The organism is Paenibacillus sp. EKM206P (assembly GCF_011066155.1).
Taxonomy (GTDB): Bacteria; Bacillota; Bacilli; order Paenibacillales; family Paenibacillaceae; genus Paenibacillus; species Paenibacillus polymyxa_D.
Window position 1 is genome coordinate 286,352 of record NZ_JAAMNQ010000006.1, and the last position, 15,391, is coordinate 301,742.

Sequence of the window (15,391 nt, forward strand, 5' to 3'; positions counted from 1 at the left end):
TTACACGGGGAGAGATGAACAATGGGAAAATATATTTTGTCACTAGATCAGGGAACGACAAGCTCAAGAGCGATTTTGTTCAATAGCGAGGGAGATGTAGTGTACTCGGCTCAGCGAGAATTTCCGCAATATTTTCCTCATCCCGGCTGGGTAGAGCAGAATGCGAATGAAATCTGGAGTTCTATTCTCGGAGTCATTGCCTCCTGTCTTTCCGAATCCGGTGTAAAAGCAAATCAAGTGGCTGCCATCGGCATTACCAATCAGCGAGAATCGGTGGCTGTGTGGGACAAAAATACAGGAGTGCCCGTATATAATGTACTCGTATGGCAATCACGCCAAACCTCGGACATCTGTGATGAATTGAAGCGACAAGGGCACGAGGAACTGTTTCACAGCAAAACAGGGCTGCTGATCGACCCGTATTTTTCAGGCACTAAAGTAAAGTGGATACTGGACCATGTAGAGGGCGCGCGGGAAAAGGCGGAACGAGGTGACCTGTTATTCGGTACGATTGACTCGTGGCTGATCTGGAAACTATCCGGCGGAAAGGCACATGTGACGGACTACTCGAATGCAGCCAGGACGCTCATGTACAACATTTATGAGCTAAAGTGGGATGAAGAGCTGCTGGACATTCTGGGTGTTCCGAAAATCATGCTGCCTGAGGTAAGACCTTCTTCTGAGGTATATGCGCACACCGTGGATTATCATTTCTTCGGTCAGAATGTACCGATCGCCGGTGCAGCAGGTGACCAGCAAGCAGCCTTGTTCGGTCAGGCATGTTACGAAAAAGGGATGATCAAAAATACTTACGGCACAGGCTGCTTTATGCTAATGAATACGGGGGATCAGCCTGTTGAATCTAAACACGGCCTGATTACGACCATCGCTTGGGGACTGGAGGAAGGCAAAGTGCAATATGCACTCGAGGGGAGTGTGTTTGTAGCGGGGTCGGCGATCCAGTGGCTGCGAGACGGGCTGCGTATGTTCCGTGAAGCGAAAGACAGTGAGCCTTATGCCGCTCGTGTTTCGTCTACGGAAGGAGTGTATCTTGTCCCCGCTTTTGTCGGACTGGGGAGCCCCTACTGGGATAGCGAGGTGCGCGGAGCAATGTTCGGCCTGACACGAGGGACCACGAAGGAGCATTTTATCCGCGCCACATTGGAGTCACTCGCTTATCAGACCAAGGATGTGCTTACAGCCATGGAGATCGATTCAGGTATTGCGGTGAAGACGCTGCGGGTGGATGGAGGAGCTGTATTGAACAATTTTCTGATGCAATTCCAGAGCGATATTTTAGATGCAACGGTGGAGCGGCCAGTGATCCATGAGACGACGGCACTGGGGGCTGCATGTCTGGCAGGTTTGGCTATTGGATATTGGAAGAGTACGGATGAACTTCGTAAGCGGGTGAGGGTGGAAACCTCTTTTGCCCCGAATATGGATGAATCAACACGTGCAGGCTTGTATGAAGGCTGGAAAAAGGCTGTGAATGCGACGATGGCCTACAAGTAATGATTAAGCGCTGGGTCTCTGAATATTAAACTGCAAAAAGATGACTTCTGAATCTTATCAGGAGTCATCTTTTTTAAGGCATGAGCTAACCTTTGACCTTCGTATGGTTCCAATGTTGGCCGGCTCCGCAGGAACTACGAATGACCAGTTCCGGCTCGACTTTAATACATTTGGTATCCATTTGTTTATTCATCAGGTCAAACAGCACCATAGCAGCTAGACGGCCTATTTTTTGCTTGTCTTGTTTTACAGTCGTCAGTGGAGGTTCGGTATAACGACAGGCTTCTATATCATCACATCCCACTACAGCAATATCCTCGGGTACCCTCAAGCCGCTTTCCTTGAAAGCACGTATGGCACCAAAGGCAAGCAGGTCGGTCGCCGCAAAAATAGCTTTTGGTAAATTTCCTTGCTGTATCCACGCTTTCGCGACCTGGTATCCATCTTCTGCCGCGTAGTCCTTACCATACACGACCCATTCAGGTCTAACATCAAGACTAAACCGTTTTAGTGAAGCAATAAAGGCCTCCTCTCTCTCTTTAATAACCAAGGAGGGGCGTTCAATGCCTATAAACCCCATGTCGCGGTATCCATTCATGTAAAAGTGCTCAACAACCTTCATTGAAATCTTCTGATTGTCGGACATAATGTAGCAAGAACTGGCTCCGGTTAGTTCAATATCGACACCGATACAGGGGATAGGGCTGGCATCGAGATCAAAAACACTCTTCTCCACTTCATCTCCAGCAATAATAATGCACCCGTCCACTGAAAAATATTTCGAGCGAGCCAAATAGTCCTCTCCATTATCCAGAAATTTCTCATTTGAAAAAAACAATAGGTCGTAACCAAGCAAGCCAATCTGTTTTTTGAAGACATTAATGATATCTACAAAAAAAGGATGACTAAAATCAACATTCAGCTTACCAGCGAATATAACGCCTACCAGATTAGATTTTTTGGTAGCAAGCGTTTTAGCCGAGGAGGAGGGTCTATAGCCTGTTTCCTCCATGATTTTAAGTACCCGCTGCCGGGTTTCCTCACTGATGTCTGTGTAATTGTTAATGATTTTCGAAACCGTTGCTACTGAAACGCCTGCCATACTAGCTATTGTTTTTATATTCATGGAATCCTCCGCAACTAAACTGATTTAGTTAAATTGACTTTGTTTTTCAAAATTAATGATTACTCGTATTCTATGCTACCTCATAGAAGTGAGTCAACCGTGCTAATAAAGGATGGTTCCTAATATTTTAAGGAGTAATAACGGTGATTTGTATTTTATTTGATAATTTACAAATCTCTATTTACAAATACAGGCTATCCGATACATAATAGTAGCTGTAATTAACTAAACCGCTTTCGTAAAGGTAAGTGCATTTATTCTAAGATAGCCGGAGCTGTGAAGTCTTGATTCCTGAAAGGATGATACCAAGTATGAATGAGAATACCTATACATTCCCCACCACGTTTATGTGGGGAACTTCGACCTCTTCTTATCAAATTGAAGGTGGCGTGGATGAGGAAGGAAGAACGCCTTCTATTTGGGATACTTTCTGTCAAGTACCCGGGAAGGTGATCGGAGGGGACTGCGGAGATGTGGCTTGTGACCATTTTCACCGCTTTAAGGAAGACGTGCAATTAATGAAGCAACTTGGCTTTTTACACTACCGTTTTTCCGTGGCCTGGCCGCGCATTATTCCCGCACCTGGCGTGGTTAACGAACAGGGGCTACTCTTCTATGAGCGTCTGCTGGATGAGATTGAGTCGGCTGGGCTAATTCCAATGCTGACGCTGTATCATTGGGATCTGCCGCAATGGATTGAGGACGAGGGTGGCTGGACGCAGCGAGAGACTATCCAACATTTTAAAACGTATGCCTCTGTAATCATGGATCGATTTGGACAGCGTATAAGCTGGTGGAATACGATAAATGAGCCCTACTGCGCCTCTATTTTGGGCTATGGCACAGGCGAGCATGCCCCCGGCCATGAGAACTGGAGGGAAGCTCTTGCTGCCGCTCATCATATTCTGATGTGTCACGGGATAGCCATGAACTTACACAAGGAAAAGGGCCTGACGGGCAATATCGGTATTACGCTGAACATGGAGCATGTCGATGCAGCCTCTGAACACTCCGAGGATGTAGCCGCTGCTGTCCGGCGGGATGGCTTTATTAATCGTTGGTTTGCCGAGCCATTGTTTAACGGGAAATACCCTGAGGATATGGTGGAATGGTACGGGGAGCACTTGAACGGATTGGATTTTGTACAGCCTGGTGATATGGAGCTGATTCAGCAGCCAGGGGATTTTTTGGGCATCAACTACTACGCCCGCAGTATCATTCGAGCGACTACAGACGCTTCGTTGCTTCAGGTCGAGCAGATTTCCATAGAAGAACCGGTAACGGATATGGGATGGGAGATTCACCCTGAATCCTTTTATAAGCTGCTGACACGGATTGAGAAGGATTTTACCAGAGGATTACCCATCCTGATTACAGAAAACGGAGCAGCGATGAAGGACGAACTGGTGAATGGAAAGATTGAAGACATTGGGCGTCAGCATTACATTGAGGAACATTTAAAGGCATGCCATCGCTTTATTGGGGAGGGAGGTCAGCTTAAGGGCTATTTTGTATGGTCATTCCTCGATAACTTCGAATGGGCCTGGGGATACAGCAAACGTTTTGGGATTATACACATCAATTACGACACGCAGGAACGGACACCCAAACAAAGTGCGCTGTGGTTCAAGCAAGTGATGGCGAATAACGGGTTTTAAAAAGAAAAGGGGTGCACGATGCAGCAGTATTATTTTGACGATCAAGGACGTTTTGTGATTGAGAATTTTGCGCAGGCCAAGCCCTTTTCCAGTTTTCTACCCGGTATTGCTGGTGTTCAGGGAATTCCTCTGTGGGCGTATTATGTTAATCGTGGACAAGGAATTGCGAGCTTTGGTGTGGAGGATAAGAATGGAGCCATCATGGAGTTTTTTCCGGCCAACCGAACAGCTCCTTTATTGCTAGCAGTGCTAATGCTGATGCAAGTTTGCATGGAACGGGATATATCGCGAGGCTGAGCGGATCTACGGCAGAATTTATTCATATGTGGATATGGATGATGACGGGCGGGCAGCCGTTTGGCTATGATCATAGGGGCCTATCCTTGAAGCTGGAGCCCAAGCTGCCAGGCTGGCTGTTCACAGCTACAGGTGAGCTATCTTTCTGTTTTCTCGGAAGCTGTCAGGTGACTTATTTTAATACGGATCGCAAGGATACTTATCCACCGGAATGCATAGTGACCCAGTATGTACTGCATTACGCTAGTGGCGAAAAGAAGACGATAAGACAGGCTATATTAGATCATAAAGAGGCACAAGATGTGAGAGAGCGGTTGTTTTCCCGTATCGAGGTATATTTGGGGACATAGCTCCATTCATTAAAGCGGTCATGCTGCAATAACAGAGCATGACCGCTTTTTAAAGTTTCATAAATCCTTGTGTCAGGGCAGGGGACTTATGCTGAAATATCTTGCAACTCCAATATCACAGGACAGTGGTCACTGCCTGTAATATGACAATCAATGTTCGCATCCATCAATAGCGAACGAAGTCTCTCCGAGACGAGGAAGTAATCGATCCGCCAGCCAATATTCCTTTCTCTCACCTTTGGCATGTAGGACCACCAGGAATAAACATCCGTCCGGTCAGGATAAAAGGTTCTGAAGGTATCTATAAATCCGACGTCTAGCAGCTGTGACATGCGTTCCCGTTCCTCAGGCGTAAAACCGGCATTTCCGTAGTTAGCTTTGGCGTTTTTGAGATCGATCTCCTGATGAGCTACGTTCAAGTCTCCACACACGATGACAGGCTTCAAAGCATCCAGTTGTTGCAGGTAGCTGCGAAAACGGTCTTCCCATTCCAGTCTGTAGGGCAGTCGGGATAAGTCCCGTTTGGTATTTGGTGTGTACACATTGACGAGATAAAATTTTTCGAATTCCAAAGTGATGGTTCGGCCCTCCGGTTCTTCATTTTCTTCAAGTCCATAATGCACAGAGAGCGGCTTGATTTTGGTGAAAATAGCCGTGCCGGAATATCCTTTTTTCTCAGCATAATTCCAGTATTGTGTGTATTCCTCCATGTTCTCCATGAGGATCTGCCCTTCTTGAAGCTTCGTTTCCTGTACGCAAAAAATATCGGCATTCGTTTCTTTTAAATAAGTATAAAACCCTTTGGTCACACAGGCTCTTAAGCCATTTACATTCCAAGATATTAATTTCATTTGATTAATCTCCTTGCTACTTCACGCGGTCAAGCGATGTGATTTGTATATCCTTTGTTGACATAAGCTTATAAATGTCTTCTATCTGGACTTCATAGGTCTTTTCATCAAAATGGTCCTGACCAAACATATAATCGTTTAGTTCTATTGCCTTAAGGTTTCGGTTGGTATTCATAGCCGAAGGGAAGTATTCGATGTCTAATGAGGCTTTATTTCCGGCCAACACTGTTTTGAGAACTTTTGCAGTTTGTAATACCCGTTCTTTTTCCAATGACAATCCTGAGTCAGTTAGATCCTCGAATACAATTATACGAATATATTGATCGCCGACCGCTTCGGGATTCAGTTTAAAATCGTCGTATTCTTTGATCATTTTATCTGTTTCCCCTTCTTGCACCCCAGAATGAACAGCGGCTGCATCATTGTATAGCTTCTGTATAACAGGTTTGAGCTTCATGTCCAGTTGGCTCTCCCAAAGGGCGTTAAGATATTTTTCTCTAAATGGGACATCCTCATAAGGACGCTTGGTCATGTTAAAGAGGACGGAAGGATGACGATTAGAGATCGCCTCCATGGTATATTCAGTGAAGGGAATACTATGATAGCTAATATTTTGAATTTGAAAGTCCTCTCCGTATTTCTGCTCCAGATATTGCTCTGATTCTGCGGCTACGTTGCGTTTATTTTCACCTGTTTGTGTAAAAGGTTCTATAATATCTACGTATTTCATTGTGACTGCAAGAAGTAGAAGTGTAGCTCCCACAGTGAGACTGAGCAACATGCGCCATTTGGAAGGCAACGATGCACTTGTCGGCGCGCTACCCACATTGCTTGTAATTTGAAAAGATCGTATTGTAAAAATAATGCCTAAAATGTGGAGAATAATGGCCAGCGGTCCCGAAATAATAAGCAGGTATCCGAGAGAAAATAATGTAAAATAGATCAGAATTCCCTGTGTGATGATCAGAGCCGCTCCTCCAATCATATAGGAAGGAATGGCGAGATAAAACATACCCAATCCAGTACCTAATATAGAAAGCAAAGTGGCAACAAAACGATGAATTTCCCGCGACTTTTGGAGTTTATTCGTAGTCAAGGGAGTCAGCCAACCTCCTTTACTTCAAAATGGTGTAACATGATAGATGATAGCAATATCTGCGTTTTATTGAAAGAGTAGTGACTTGAAACCAGCGCCTAAAGTAGCGTGGCAGACTATTCTTTCTACATTATTTATCATCAAAAAAAGCTCCCTTGCGGAAGCTTTTTTTTGATGTAATTTATCAAGAGAGATACTCTCCTTATGGTTGACTGCGAAGTATAGGCTAACGATGCCGATGGGCCGACGTTCCCCTGTGAGTTATCTCATGAGAACAAAAAAAGCCTCCATTATGGAAGCTTCTTGTTATGACGTCCCAGGAGGGATTCGAACCCCCGACCGACGGCTTAGAAGGCCGTTGCTCTATCCAGCTGAGCTACTGGGACATAAAATTCAAGCGAATATTAATATATCATATGGATAAAAGAAATTCAAGTCTTATTTTGCATATATCGCTTATTTAGGCTTTATACAGCATAAATTCTGAGTAGACGTAGTTTTTTTTGCCTTGTAAAAGGGTATGTTAGAATACAGGTGAATATGTGTAAGACGAGTGGTTGGACTTCGGCTACTGTTTCTCATATAATCTACAAATACTTGAGCTTGTGAAGGAGAGGGGGTGCCTTGAATAAAGGACTCCAAGGTGACGACAAAAGAAAATAATATTGTATTGTTTCCGAAGACACTGGACTATTATCAAATCCAACTTACCGTGATGCTTGAAAACGAACGTTACGGAGAGGCGATGGCGATGCTGCGTTTTTTAATGCAGTGTCAGGGACAGGAGCAGAAGCAATACGATGAATGGAACGCTCTATTACAATGGCTGGAAGCTGCATTTCCACAGTACGCTGACAGCGGGGCGGTAACGGACGCTGTGGAAGAAGAGGTCAGTGAAGTAGAGTTAGCTCGCCGTCATGCACGCTTTAAGCAGGAGCAGGATGCGGGCTACGGCAACAAGCTGTTGCGGATGGCTATGGATGAACCCTTATCCGAACAGACGATTTTAGCGTTGGAGCAGTTGTCCTATTTGGAACTGCCAGAAATCGACGATGCCTTGCTTCGCTGGATTACGGACCGGGAAATCCATCCTTTACTTCAATTCCGTGTTCTACAGACAATGCGACGACGCGGAATGGAAGGGACGATAGAAATCAGACGGGGTGATGAACAAGCGGAAATCGACATTGAAACGGTTCCGTTACAGCCTGGTGATTTTCCAGAGTCGATTATGCGTATTTTGGAACGGGTGGCTGATCAGACTGAGGTGCACGAGCCTACACTATTCTATTTTGCACAGGAGTTGTGGTCACAGTTTGTGATGGCAGTATACGGTACGAATGATTATAGATCCATGTTGGTGGAAGAGGACGGAATGCCGGATATTTGGGCTGCAGCACTCCATCAGACCGTTTCGGAAAGTTTGAACGGTAATAATAATGAGGAAGAAACCCGTGCTATATATGGTATTACAGATGCGTTGCGCTTCCGTTTTGAGCAGGCGTATCGGTCGATGCGACTATTCGTAGCGGCGGGAATGCACACTCCTTAGTGACCGGAAACGTTTACCTGTGAAGCATTCAAAGGGCTGCTCTTGAAAAAGACAGTAATGTTAGATATACTATAGTGGTTATTTTGTGTGCGTTGATTGTAATGAAAACTAAGTGAAGATTTTGTTGGAGGGGAAAGCATAAAATGAAAGCAACTTGGGAGAAAATAGAGAAGAACCTTGGGGTTCTTGAAGTTGAGGTTGACGCGGATCGTGTAGCCGCTGCACTCGACAAAGCTTTTAATAAAGTGGCAAAACAAGTAAGTGTACCAGGATTCCGTAAAGGTAAAGTACCACGTCCTATCTTTGAAAAACGCTATGGTATTGAAAGTCTGTACCAAGATGCAATTGACATCCTGTTGCCAGAAGCTTACAGCCAAGCTGTAGAGCAAACGGACATCTTCCCGGTTGACAGCCCTGACGTTGAAATTGATCAATTTGCTAAAGGCGAATCTTTCAAGTTCAAAGCAAAGGTTACTGTTAAACCTGAAGTGACTTTGGGCGATTACAAAGGCGTAGAAGTGCCTGTAAGCAAACTCGAAGTAAGCGACGAAGAACTGGCTCAAGAACTGGAGCGCCTGCAACAACGTCATGCTGAACTGGTTGTCGTTGATGAAGATGCTGCTCAATCCGGTGATACAGCTATTATTGACTTCGACGGTTCCGTGGACGGTGTACCATTCGAAGGTGGACAAGCTGAGAAGTATTCTTTGGAACTGGGATCTAACACATTCATCCCTGGTTTTGAAGAGCAAGTGGTTGGTTTGCACACTGGCGATTCCAAGGACGTTGAAGTAACGTTCCCTGAGAACTACCATTCTGCTGACCTCGCTGGCAAACAAGCGGTATTCAAAGTGAAAGTTCACGAACTGAAACGCAAAGTTCTTCCTGAACTGGACGATGAATTTGCTAAAGATGTAAGCGAATTTGACACACTGGCTGAATTCAAGGAAGACTTGAAAAAGCAATTGTTGGATCGTAAGGAAAACGAAGCTAAAGCAGCCCGCGAGGGTGCTGTAGTGGAGAAAGTTGCTGAGAATGCAACAATCGACATTCCTGAAGCAATGGTGAAGAGCGAAGTGCAAAACATGGTTCGCGATTTCGACAACCGTTTGCGTAGCCAAGGTATGAACCTTGAAATGTTCCTTGGATTCTCTGGTCAAAGCAAGGAAGACCTGGAAGAGCAAATGAAAGCTGATGCTGAGAAGCGCGTACGTAACAACCTCGTGCTGGAGCAAGTGGCTAAAGCAGAAAACATCGAAGTTTCCGAAGCGGAAATTGATGAAGAACTGAAAAACATGGCTGAAGCTTACAAACGTTCAGTTGAAGAAATCCGTAGCATTCTGGAAGGTAACGGCTCGTTCGCTAACCTGAAAGAAGAAATTTCACTGCGCAAAACCATTGCTTTGTTGGTGGAAAACAGCAAAGAAGTAGAAGCGCCAGTTGAAGCTGCTGAGTAATTCAGACGATAAAATATACGGAGTATGCTGTAACAAGCTGAAACGTAGTAATTAGATAGGGATAAGGCACGTAGTGAAAGTTACGTGCCTTATTTTTACCTTTGATAACCCAAATTTTAGTCGTTTATGGAAAGTGCTGTGAGTCGCGTTTTCTTGTTTTACATAAGTCACTACCGTATATTTGCACATACATACGAAACATGGTTAAATATGAGAAGGTCTCGGCAGAGTGTACTGTAAATAGCCCGCACTGCATATATGAGCGCATGCAAATATGACACGAGACTCTGAACATGTTAAAATATTTTGTAAGGTGTTCACGTTTCATGCTTGCTGCTTCCGTTTTAATGGGACATAAGGAAGCGGATGAATACAGGTGTTCATTTTAATAAAGAAAAGAGGTTGGTCGTGATGAGTCTCGTCCCTATGGTTGTGGAACAAACGAATCGAGGAGAACGATCTTACGATATTTACTCGCGGTTGCTTAAGGATCGTATTATTTTCCTAAGTGGCCCGATTGATGACGATGTCGCCAATCTCGTCATTGCACAGCTATTGTTCCTTTCTGCGGAAGATCCAGAGAAGGATATTAATTTGTACATTAACTCGCCAGGCGGTTCTGTAACTGCGGGCATGGGTATATATGATACAATGCAATTCATTAAGCCGGACGTATCGACGATCTGTGTAGGCATGGCTGCAAGTATGGGTTCGTTGCTGCTAACAGCGGGTGCGCCAGGTAAGAGATACGCGCTTACCAATAGTGAAGTCATGATTCATCAGCCACTTGGTGGCATTCAGGGGCAAGCCTCCGATATGCTGATTCATGCGGACTGGATTATCAAAACACGTGCTAAGCTGAATCAAATCTATGTAGAGCGTACGGGTCAGCCCCTCGAAAAAATCGAACGTGATACTGACCGGGATTTCTTCATGGAAGCGGAAGAGGCAAAAGCATACGGTATCATTGACCAGGTGCTGTCTAAACCGATTAATCTGTAAAGGGGTGGCTCTATGTTTAAATTTAATGATGAAAAAGGACAATTGAAATGTTCTTTCTGCGGTAAATCTCAGGATCAGGTTCGCAAGCTTGTTGCCGGACCGGGCGTATATATATGTGACGAATGCATTGAGTTGTGTACGGAGATTGTAGAAGAGGAATTGGGTCATGAAGAAGAAGTAGATCTGAAAGACATTCCGAAACCAATGCAAATCCGTGACATTCTGGACCAATATGTTATTGGTCAGGATCAAGCGAAAAAATCGTTGTCTGTAGCGGTATATAATCACTACAAACGAATTAATACTCAAAACAAAATTGATGATGTGGAACTGCAAAAAAGTAACATCTTGATGCTTGGACCTACAGGTTCGGGTAAAACGTTGCTTGCGCAAACCATGGCTAAAATTTTGAACGTTCCTTTTGCTATCGCAGATGCCACTTCCCTTACGGAAGCAGGTTATGTGGGTGAAGACGTTGAAAATATTTTGCTGAAACTGATTCAAGCTGCCGATTATGATGTAGAAAAAGCCGAACGCGGCATTATCTACATTGACGAAATTGATAAAGTAGCCCGCAAATCCGAAAACCCGTCCATTACGCGTGACGTTTCGGGTGAAGGTGTACAGCAGGCGTTGCTTAAAATTTTGGAAGGCACGGTTGCTTCTGTACCACCTCAAGGCGGTCGCAAGCATCCACATCAAGAGTTTATTCAAATTGACACCACGAATATCCTGTTCATTTGCGGTGGTGCCTTTGATGGTCTGGAGCAAATGATCAAACGTCGTATCGGTAAAAAGGTTATCGGCTTCAACGCTACCAGCGAACAAAAAGACCTGAAACCAGGCGAATATACTTCAATGGTATTGCCTGAGGATCTTTTGAAATTCGGTCTGATACCGGAATTTGTAGGACGCTTGCCAGTAATTTCTACGCTGGAGCCGCTTGATGAGAACACATTGGTTCGTATTCTGTCCGAACCGAAAAATGCGTTAACCAAGCAATACCAGAAGCTGCTTGAGCTGGATAATGTGCAACTGGAGTTTAAGCAAGATGCTCTGGAAGCCATTGCTCGTGAAGCGATCAAGCGTAACACGGGTGCCCGTGGCCTTCGTGCGATCATCGAAGGTATTATGCTGGACGTAATGTATGAGGTTCCTTCCCGTGAGGATGTGACTACTTGCGTCATCAATGAGCAGGTTGTAAAAGACAAAATCGCACCGGAACTCGGTGGTACAGATAAGGATAAAAAACAAGAAGAGAGCGCCTAAGGATTGATACTTCGCGATCTCTAAAACATGAGAAGCCGGATCTCCACTTCACTAAACCTGTATGAGGTTTTAAGGGGTGGAGGTTTGGCGTTAATGGGAGAGAAAAGTACATGTTCTTAAGACAAGACACACGTCCCGTTAAAGTCGGGAATCTGACGATTGGCGGCAGCAATGAAGTCATCATCCAAAGCATGTGTACAACTAAAACAGCAGATGTGGAAGCAACTGTAGCCGAGATTCTTCGCTTGGAAGAAGCCGGATGTCAACTGGTGCGGGTTACCGTCAACAATGAGGAAGCTGCCGCAGCCATTAAGGAAATTAAAAAACGGATTCATATTCCGCTAGTTGCAGATATTCACTTTAATCACAAGCTGGCTCTACTGGCAATTGAAAATGGGATTGATAAAGTTCGCATTAATCCAGGTAACATAGGACGACGTGAAAAAGTAGAAGCTGTCGTGAAGGCATGTAAGGAAAAAGGGATTCCGATTCGAATTGGTGTGAATGCCGGGTCATTGGAACAGCATTTACTTGATAAGTATGGCTACCCTACGCCAGAAGCGATGGTAGAAAGTGCGCTGTATCATATCGGGATACTGGAAGAACTTGATTTCCATGACATTATCGTGTCACTGAAGGCGTCTGATGTTCCTATGGCGATTGCTGCTTATACGAAGGCCGCTGAAATTATTAAGTATCCGCTCCATCTGGGTATTACCGAAGCGGGTACACTCTTTACGGGTACAGTTAAAAGCGCGGCAGGTATGGGCGCTTTGCTAGCATCAGGCATCGGCTCCACAATGCGTATTTCACTTAGTGCTGATCCGGTGGAAGAAGTGAAGGTAGCCCGTGAGTTGCTCAAGACGTTTGGATTAATCACAAACGCAGCTACATTGATTTCTTGTCCGACTTGCGGACGTCTGGATATTGATCTGTTCTCTATTGCCAACGAGGTAGAAGACTACATTGCAAAACTCAAGGTACCGATTAAAGTATCAGTACTGGGTTGTGCAGTAAATGGCCCGGGTGAAGCGAAGGAAGCTGATATTGGAATTGCCGGAGCGCGCGGTGAAGGCCTTTTGTTCCGTTATGGAAAAATGATTCGCAAAGTACCTGAGGCTGATATGGTGGACGAATTGAAAAAAGAAATTGATATCATCGTCAAAGCATATGAGGAAACAGGGAAAATACCTGGACGTGAAGAACGTCATACCGCCGAGAAGGTGTAGGCAAAAAGCAGTTATTATAAAGAGGCATAGTCATAATCTATTGTCATCATTTAAACGCCGTGGAGAGCAGCTCTGCTACAGAACTGTTCTTCGCGGTGTTTTTGTATTTCTCTCTGATCTTTTGAAAGACCGCCGTTTAGCTATCGCGGAAAAGGAAATACTGTTTTTCATAGAGCGGCATTTTTAAAATTGCTGAGATGAGAAACGGAGGAAATACGATGGACTTGACTATGATTTTGTTATTGGTGCAAATGTTTTTCGGGATTGTTATTGGTCTGTATTTCTGGAACCTCCTGCGGAGCCAGAAAACGAACCGTAGTGCGGTGGATCGGGAATCCCGCAAGGAATTGGATAAGCTACGCAAATTGCGTTCTATTTCACTTACCAAGCCGTTGGCTGAACGCACACGTCCTGCCACATTACAGGATATCGTGGGTCAGAAGGATGGACTGCGCGCGCTCAAGGCTGCGTTATGTAGTGCGAATCCGCAGCATGTCATTATTTATGGCCCGCCGGGTGTAGGGAAGACAGCTGCTGCACGCGTTGTGCTGGAAGAGGCTAAGAAGAATCTGTCCTCTCCGTTCAAGGGAGACGCCAAATTCACGGAGATTGATGCTACGACGGCCCGCTTTGATGAGCGCGGTATTGCGGACCCGCTGATAGGTTCAGTGCATGATCCAATCTATCAAGGGGCAGGAGCGATGGGGGTAGCGGGTATCCCACAACCTAAACCCGGAGCTGTGACGAAGGCGCATGGGGGGATGCTGTTCATTGATGAGATTGGTGAGCTGCATCCAACGCAGATGAATAAACTCTTGAAAGTACTGGAGGATCGCAAGGTATTTTTGGAGAGTGCGTATTACAACTCGGAAGATTCGAATACTCCTGCTTATATCCACGATATTTTCCAAAACGGTTTGCCAGCCGATTTTCGTTTGGTGGGTGCGACGACCCGTTCGCCGCATGAACTGCCACCTGCGATTCGCTCCCGGTGCATGGAGATTTATTTCCGTGCCTTGCAGCCACAGGAGATTGCTCGTATTGCAGAGGATGCCGTCCACAAGCTAGGCTTTGGCCCTTGTCCTGAGGCGGTAGAAGTTGTACAGCGTTACGCAACGAACGGTCGGGAGGCGGTCAATATGATCCAGCTGGCTGCTGGTTTGGCACTTACCGAGAAAAGGGAATGTCTCAATGCTTCCGACGTCGAATGGGTAGCGGGCAGTAGTCAAATTCAACCGCGTCCTGACCGAAAAATACCAGGCTTGCCGCAAATCGGATTTGTTAACGGATTAGCTGTATATGGCCCGAACATGGGGATGCTGCTTGAAATTGAAGTTACAGCAGTTCCGGTTCCTGAGGGAAAGGGCAGCTATAATATTACGGGGGTTGTGGATGAGGAAGAAATCGGAGGCGGGTCCCGTACACTGCGCCGTAAGAGCATGGCTAAAGGTTCTGTAGAAAATGTTCTAACCGTTTTGCGTACGCTCGGATTGTCTCCGTCGAATTACGATTTGCATATCAATTTCCCTGGGGGTACGCCGGTAGATGGCCCGTCCGCAGGAATTGCGATGGCAACAGCCATTGCTTCCGCGATGCGGGGAATTCCGGTGGATCATGAAATTGCAATGACTGGCGAAATTAGCATCCATGGTCGTGTCAAACCGATTGGTGGTGTATTAGCCAAGGTTGAAGCCGCTTTTCAGGCAGGAGCCAAAAAAGTGATCATTCCGCAGGACAACTGGCAAGCTCTTTTTGACAGCATTGAGGGTTTAAAAGTGATTCCCGTACAGTCGGTTACCGAAGTGTTCCGACATGTGTTCGGGGAAGAGATAACGTCGGATTCGCCTGTACATGCGCCAATTGAGACTTTTCGCCCATCCCAATCTTCCTTGTTACAGGCTGATGGAACGCATAACGGGACGATATCAGATACAGGATCTTGCTGATGAACCACCCTTTCATTGGTTTTTTCATAAAACATTTGATAAA

At 45.4% G+C, this 15,391-nt stretch carries 13 protein-coding genes and 1 tRNA gene; 10 read left to right on the forward strand and 4 right to left on the reverse strand.

Annotation, left to right across the window (positions count from 1 at the left end):
- Positions 1-21 precede the first annotated feature (21 nt).
- Entirely contained in the window at positions 22-1,515 is a 1,494-nt protein-coding gene (gene glpK / locus G9G53_RS15420; RefSeq protein WP_165148779.1) for a glycerol kinase GlpK, read from the forward strand.
- An 85-nt stretch (positions 1,516-1,600) separates the two neighbouring features.
- Here glpK and G9G53_RS15425 read toward each other — a convergent pair whose 3' ends face one another.
- On the reverse strand, positions 1,601-2,641 hold the full coding sequence (locus G9G53_RS15425) for a LacI family DNA-binding transcriptional regulator (protein ID WP_029518397.1): 1,041 nt from the start codon (positions 2,639-2,641) through the stop codon (positions 1,601-1,603).
- A gap of 311 nt (positions 2,642-2,952) precedes the next feature.
- On the opposite strand from G9G53_RS15425, the gene G9G53_RS15430 reads away from it, so the two are divergent.
- The 3 genes from G9G53_RS15430 to G9G53_RS15440 are packed head-to-tail and all read left to right on the forward strand — an operon-like array spanning position 2,953 to position 4,946.
- Positions 2,953-4,299 carry a GH1 family beta-glucosidase gene (locus tag G9G53_RS15430; protein WP_165148781.1) on the forward strand — a complete coding sequence of 449 codons (1,347 nt, stop codon included), beginning with the start codon at positions 2,953-2,955 and terminating at the stop codon, positions 4,297-4,299.
- Between the two features lie 18 nt (positions 4,300-4,317).
- Positions 4,318-4,596, forward strand: a complete 279-nt coding sequence (locus G9G53_RS15435; protein WP_165148783.1) for a hypothetical protein — start codon at positions 4,318-4,320, stop codon at positions 4,594-4,596.
- Positions 4,597-4,622: 26 nt separating this feature from the next.
- Complete coding sequence (locus G9G53_RS15440; RefSeq protein WP_238437838.1) at positions 4,623-4,946, forward strand: hypothetical protein; 324 nt, start codon at positions 4,623-4,625, stop codon at positions 4,944-4,946.
- An 86-nt stretch (positions 4,947-5,032) separates the two neighbouring features.
- On the opposite strand, the gene G9G53_RS15445 is transcribed toward G9G53_RS15440, so the two are convergent.
- The 3 genes from G9G53_RS15445 to G9G53_RS15455 all read right to left on the reverse strand — a co-directional run bounded on the left by G9G53_RS15445 (position 5,033) and on the right by G9G53_RS15455 (position 7,279).
- A complete protein-coding gene (locus G9G53_RS15445; RefSeq protein ID WP_165148785.1) occupies positions 5,033-5,797 on the reverse strand; it encodes an exodeoxyribonuclease III in 765 nt (254 codons plus the stop codon).
- 16 nt (positions 5,798-5,813) lie between these two features.
- Entirely contained in the window at positions 5,814-6,893 is a 1,080-nt protein-coding gene (locus tag G9G53_RS15450; protein ID WP_029518402.1) for a hypothetical protein, read from the reverse strand.
- 312 nt (positions 6,894-7,205) lie between these two features.
- Positions 7,206-7,279, reverse strand: a tRNA-Arg gene (locus tag G9G53_RS15455).
- Between the two features lie 257 nt (positions 7,280-7,536).
- Between G9G53_RS15455 and G9G53_RS15460 the strand changes: the two genes are divergently transcribed.
- The 6 genes from G9G53_RS15460 to lonB all read left to right on the forward strand — a co-directional run bounded on the left by G9G53_RS15460 (position 7,537) and on the right by lonB (position 15,348).
- Entirely contained in the window at positions 7,537-8,445 is a 909-nt protein-coding gene (locus tag G9G53_RS15460; RefSeq protein WP_185156363.1) for a hypothetical protein, read from the forward strand.
- 143 nt (positions 8,446-8,588) lie between these two features.
- A complete protein-coding gene (gene tig / locus G9G53_RS15465; RefSeq protein WP_028541569.1) occupies positions 8,589-9,902 on the forward strand; it encodes a trigger factor in 1,314 nt (437 codons plus the stop codon).
- 411 nt (positions 9,903-10,313) lie between these two features.
- Entirely contained in the window at positions 10,314-10,904 is a 591-nt protein-coding gene (gene clpP, locus G9G53_RS15470; RefSeq protein ID WP_016324659.1) for an ATP-dependent Clp endopeptidase proteolytic subunit ClpP, read from the forward strand.
- A gap of 12 nt (positions 10,905-10,916) precedes the next feature.
- A complete protein-coding gene (gene clpX, locus G9G53_RS15475) occupies positions 10,917-12,173 on the forward strand; it encodes an ATP-dependent protease ATP-binding subunit ClpX (RefSeq protein ID WP_013311623.1) in 1,257 nt (418 codons plus the stop codon).
- Positions 12,174-12,283: 110 nt separating this feature from the next.
- Complete coding sequence (gene ispG / locus G9G53_RS15480; protein ID WP_025718670.1) at positions 12,284-13,402, forward strand: flavodoxin-dependent (E)-4-hydroxy-3-methylbut-2-enyl-diphosphate synthase; 1,119 nt, start codon at positions 12,284-12,286, stop codon at positions 13,400-13,402.
- A gap of 218 nt (positions 13,403-13,620) precedes the next feature.
- On the forward strand, positions 13,621-15,348 hold the full coding sequence (lonB, locus tag G9G53_RS15485) for an ATP-dependent protease LonB (protein WP_029518404.1): 1,728 nt from the start codon (positions 13,621-13,623) through the stop codon (positions 15,346-15,348).
- Positions 15,349-15,391 lie beyond the last annotated feature (43 nt).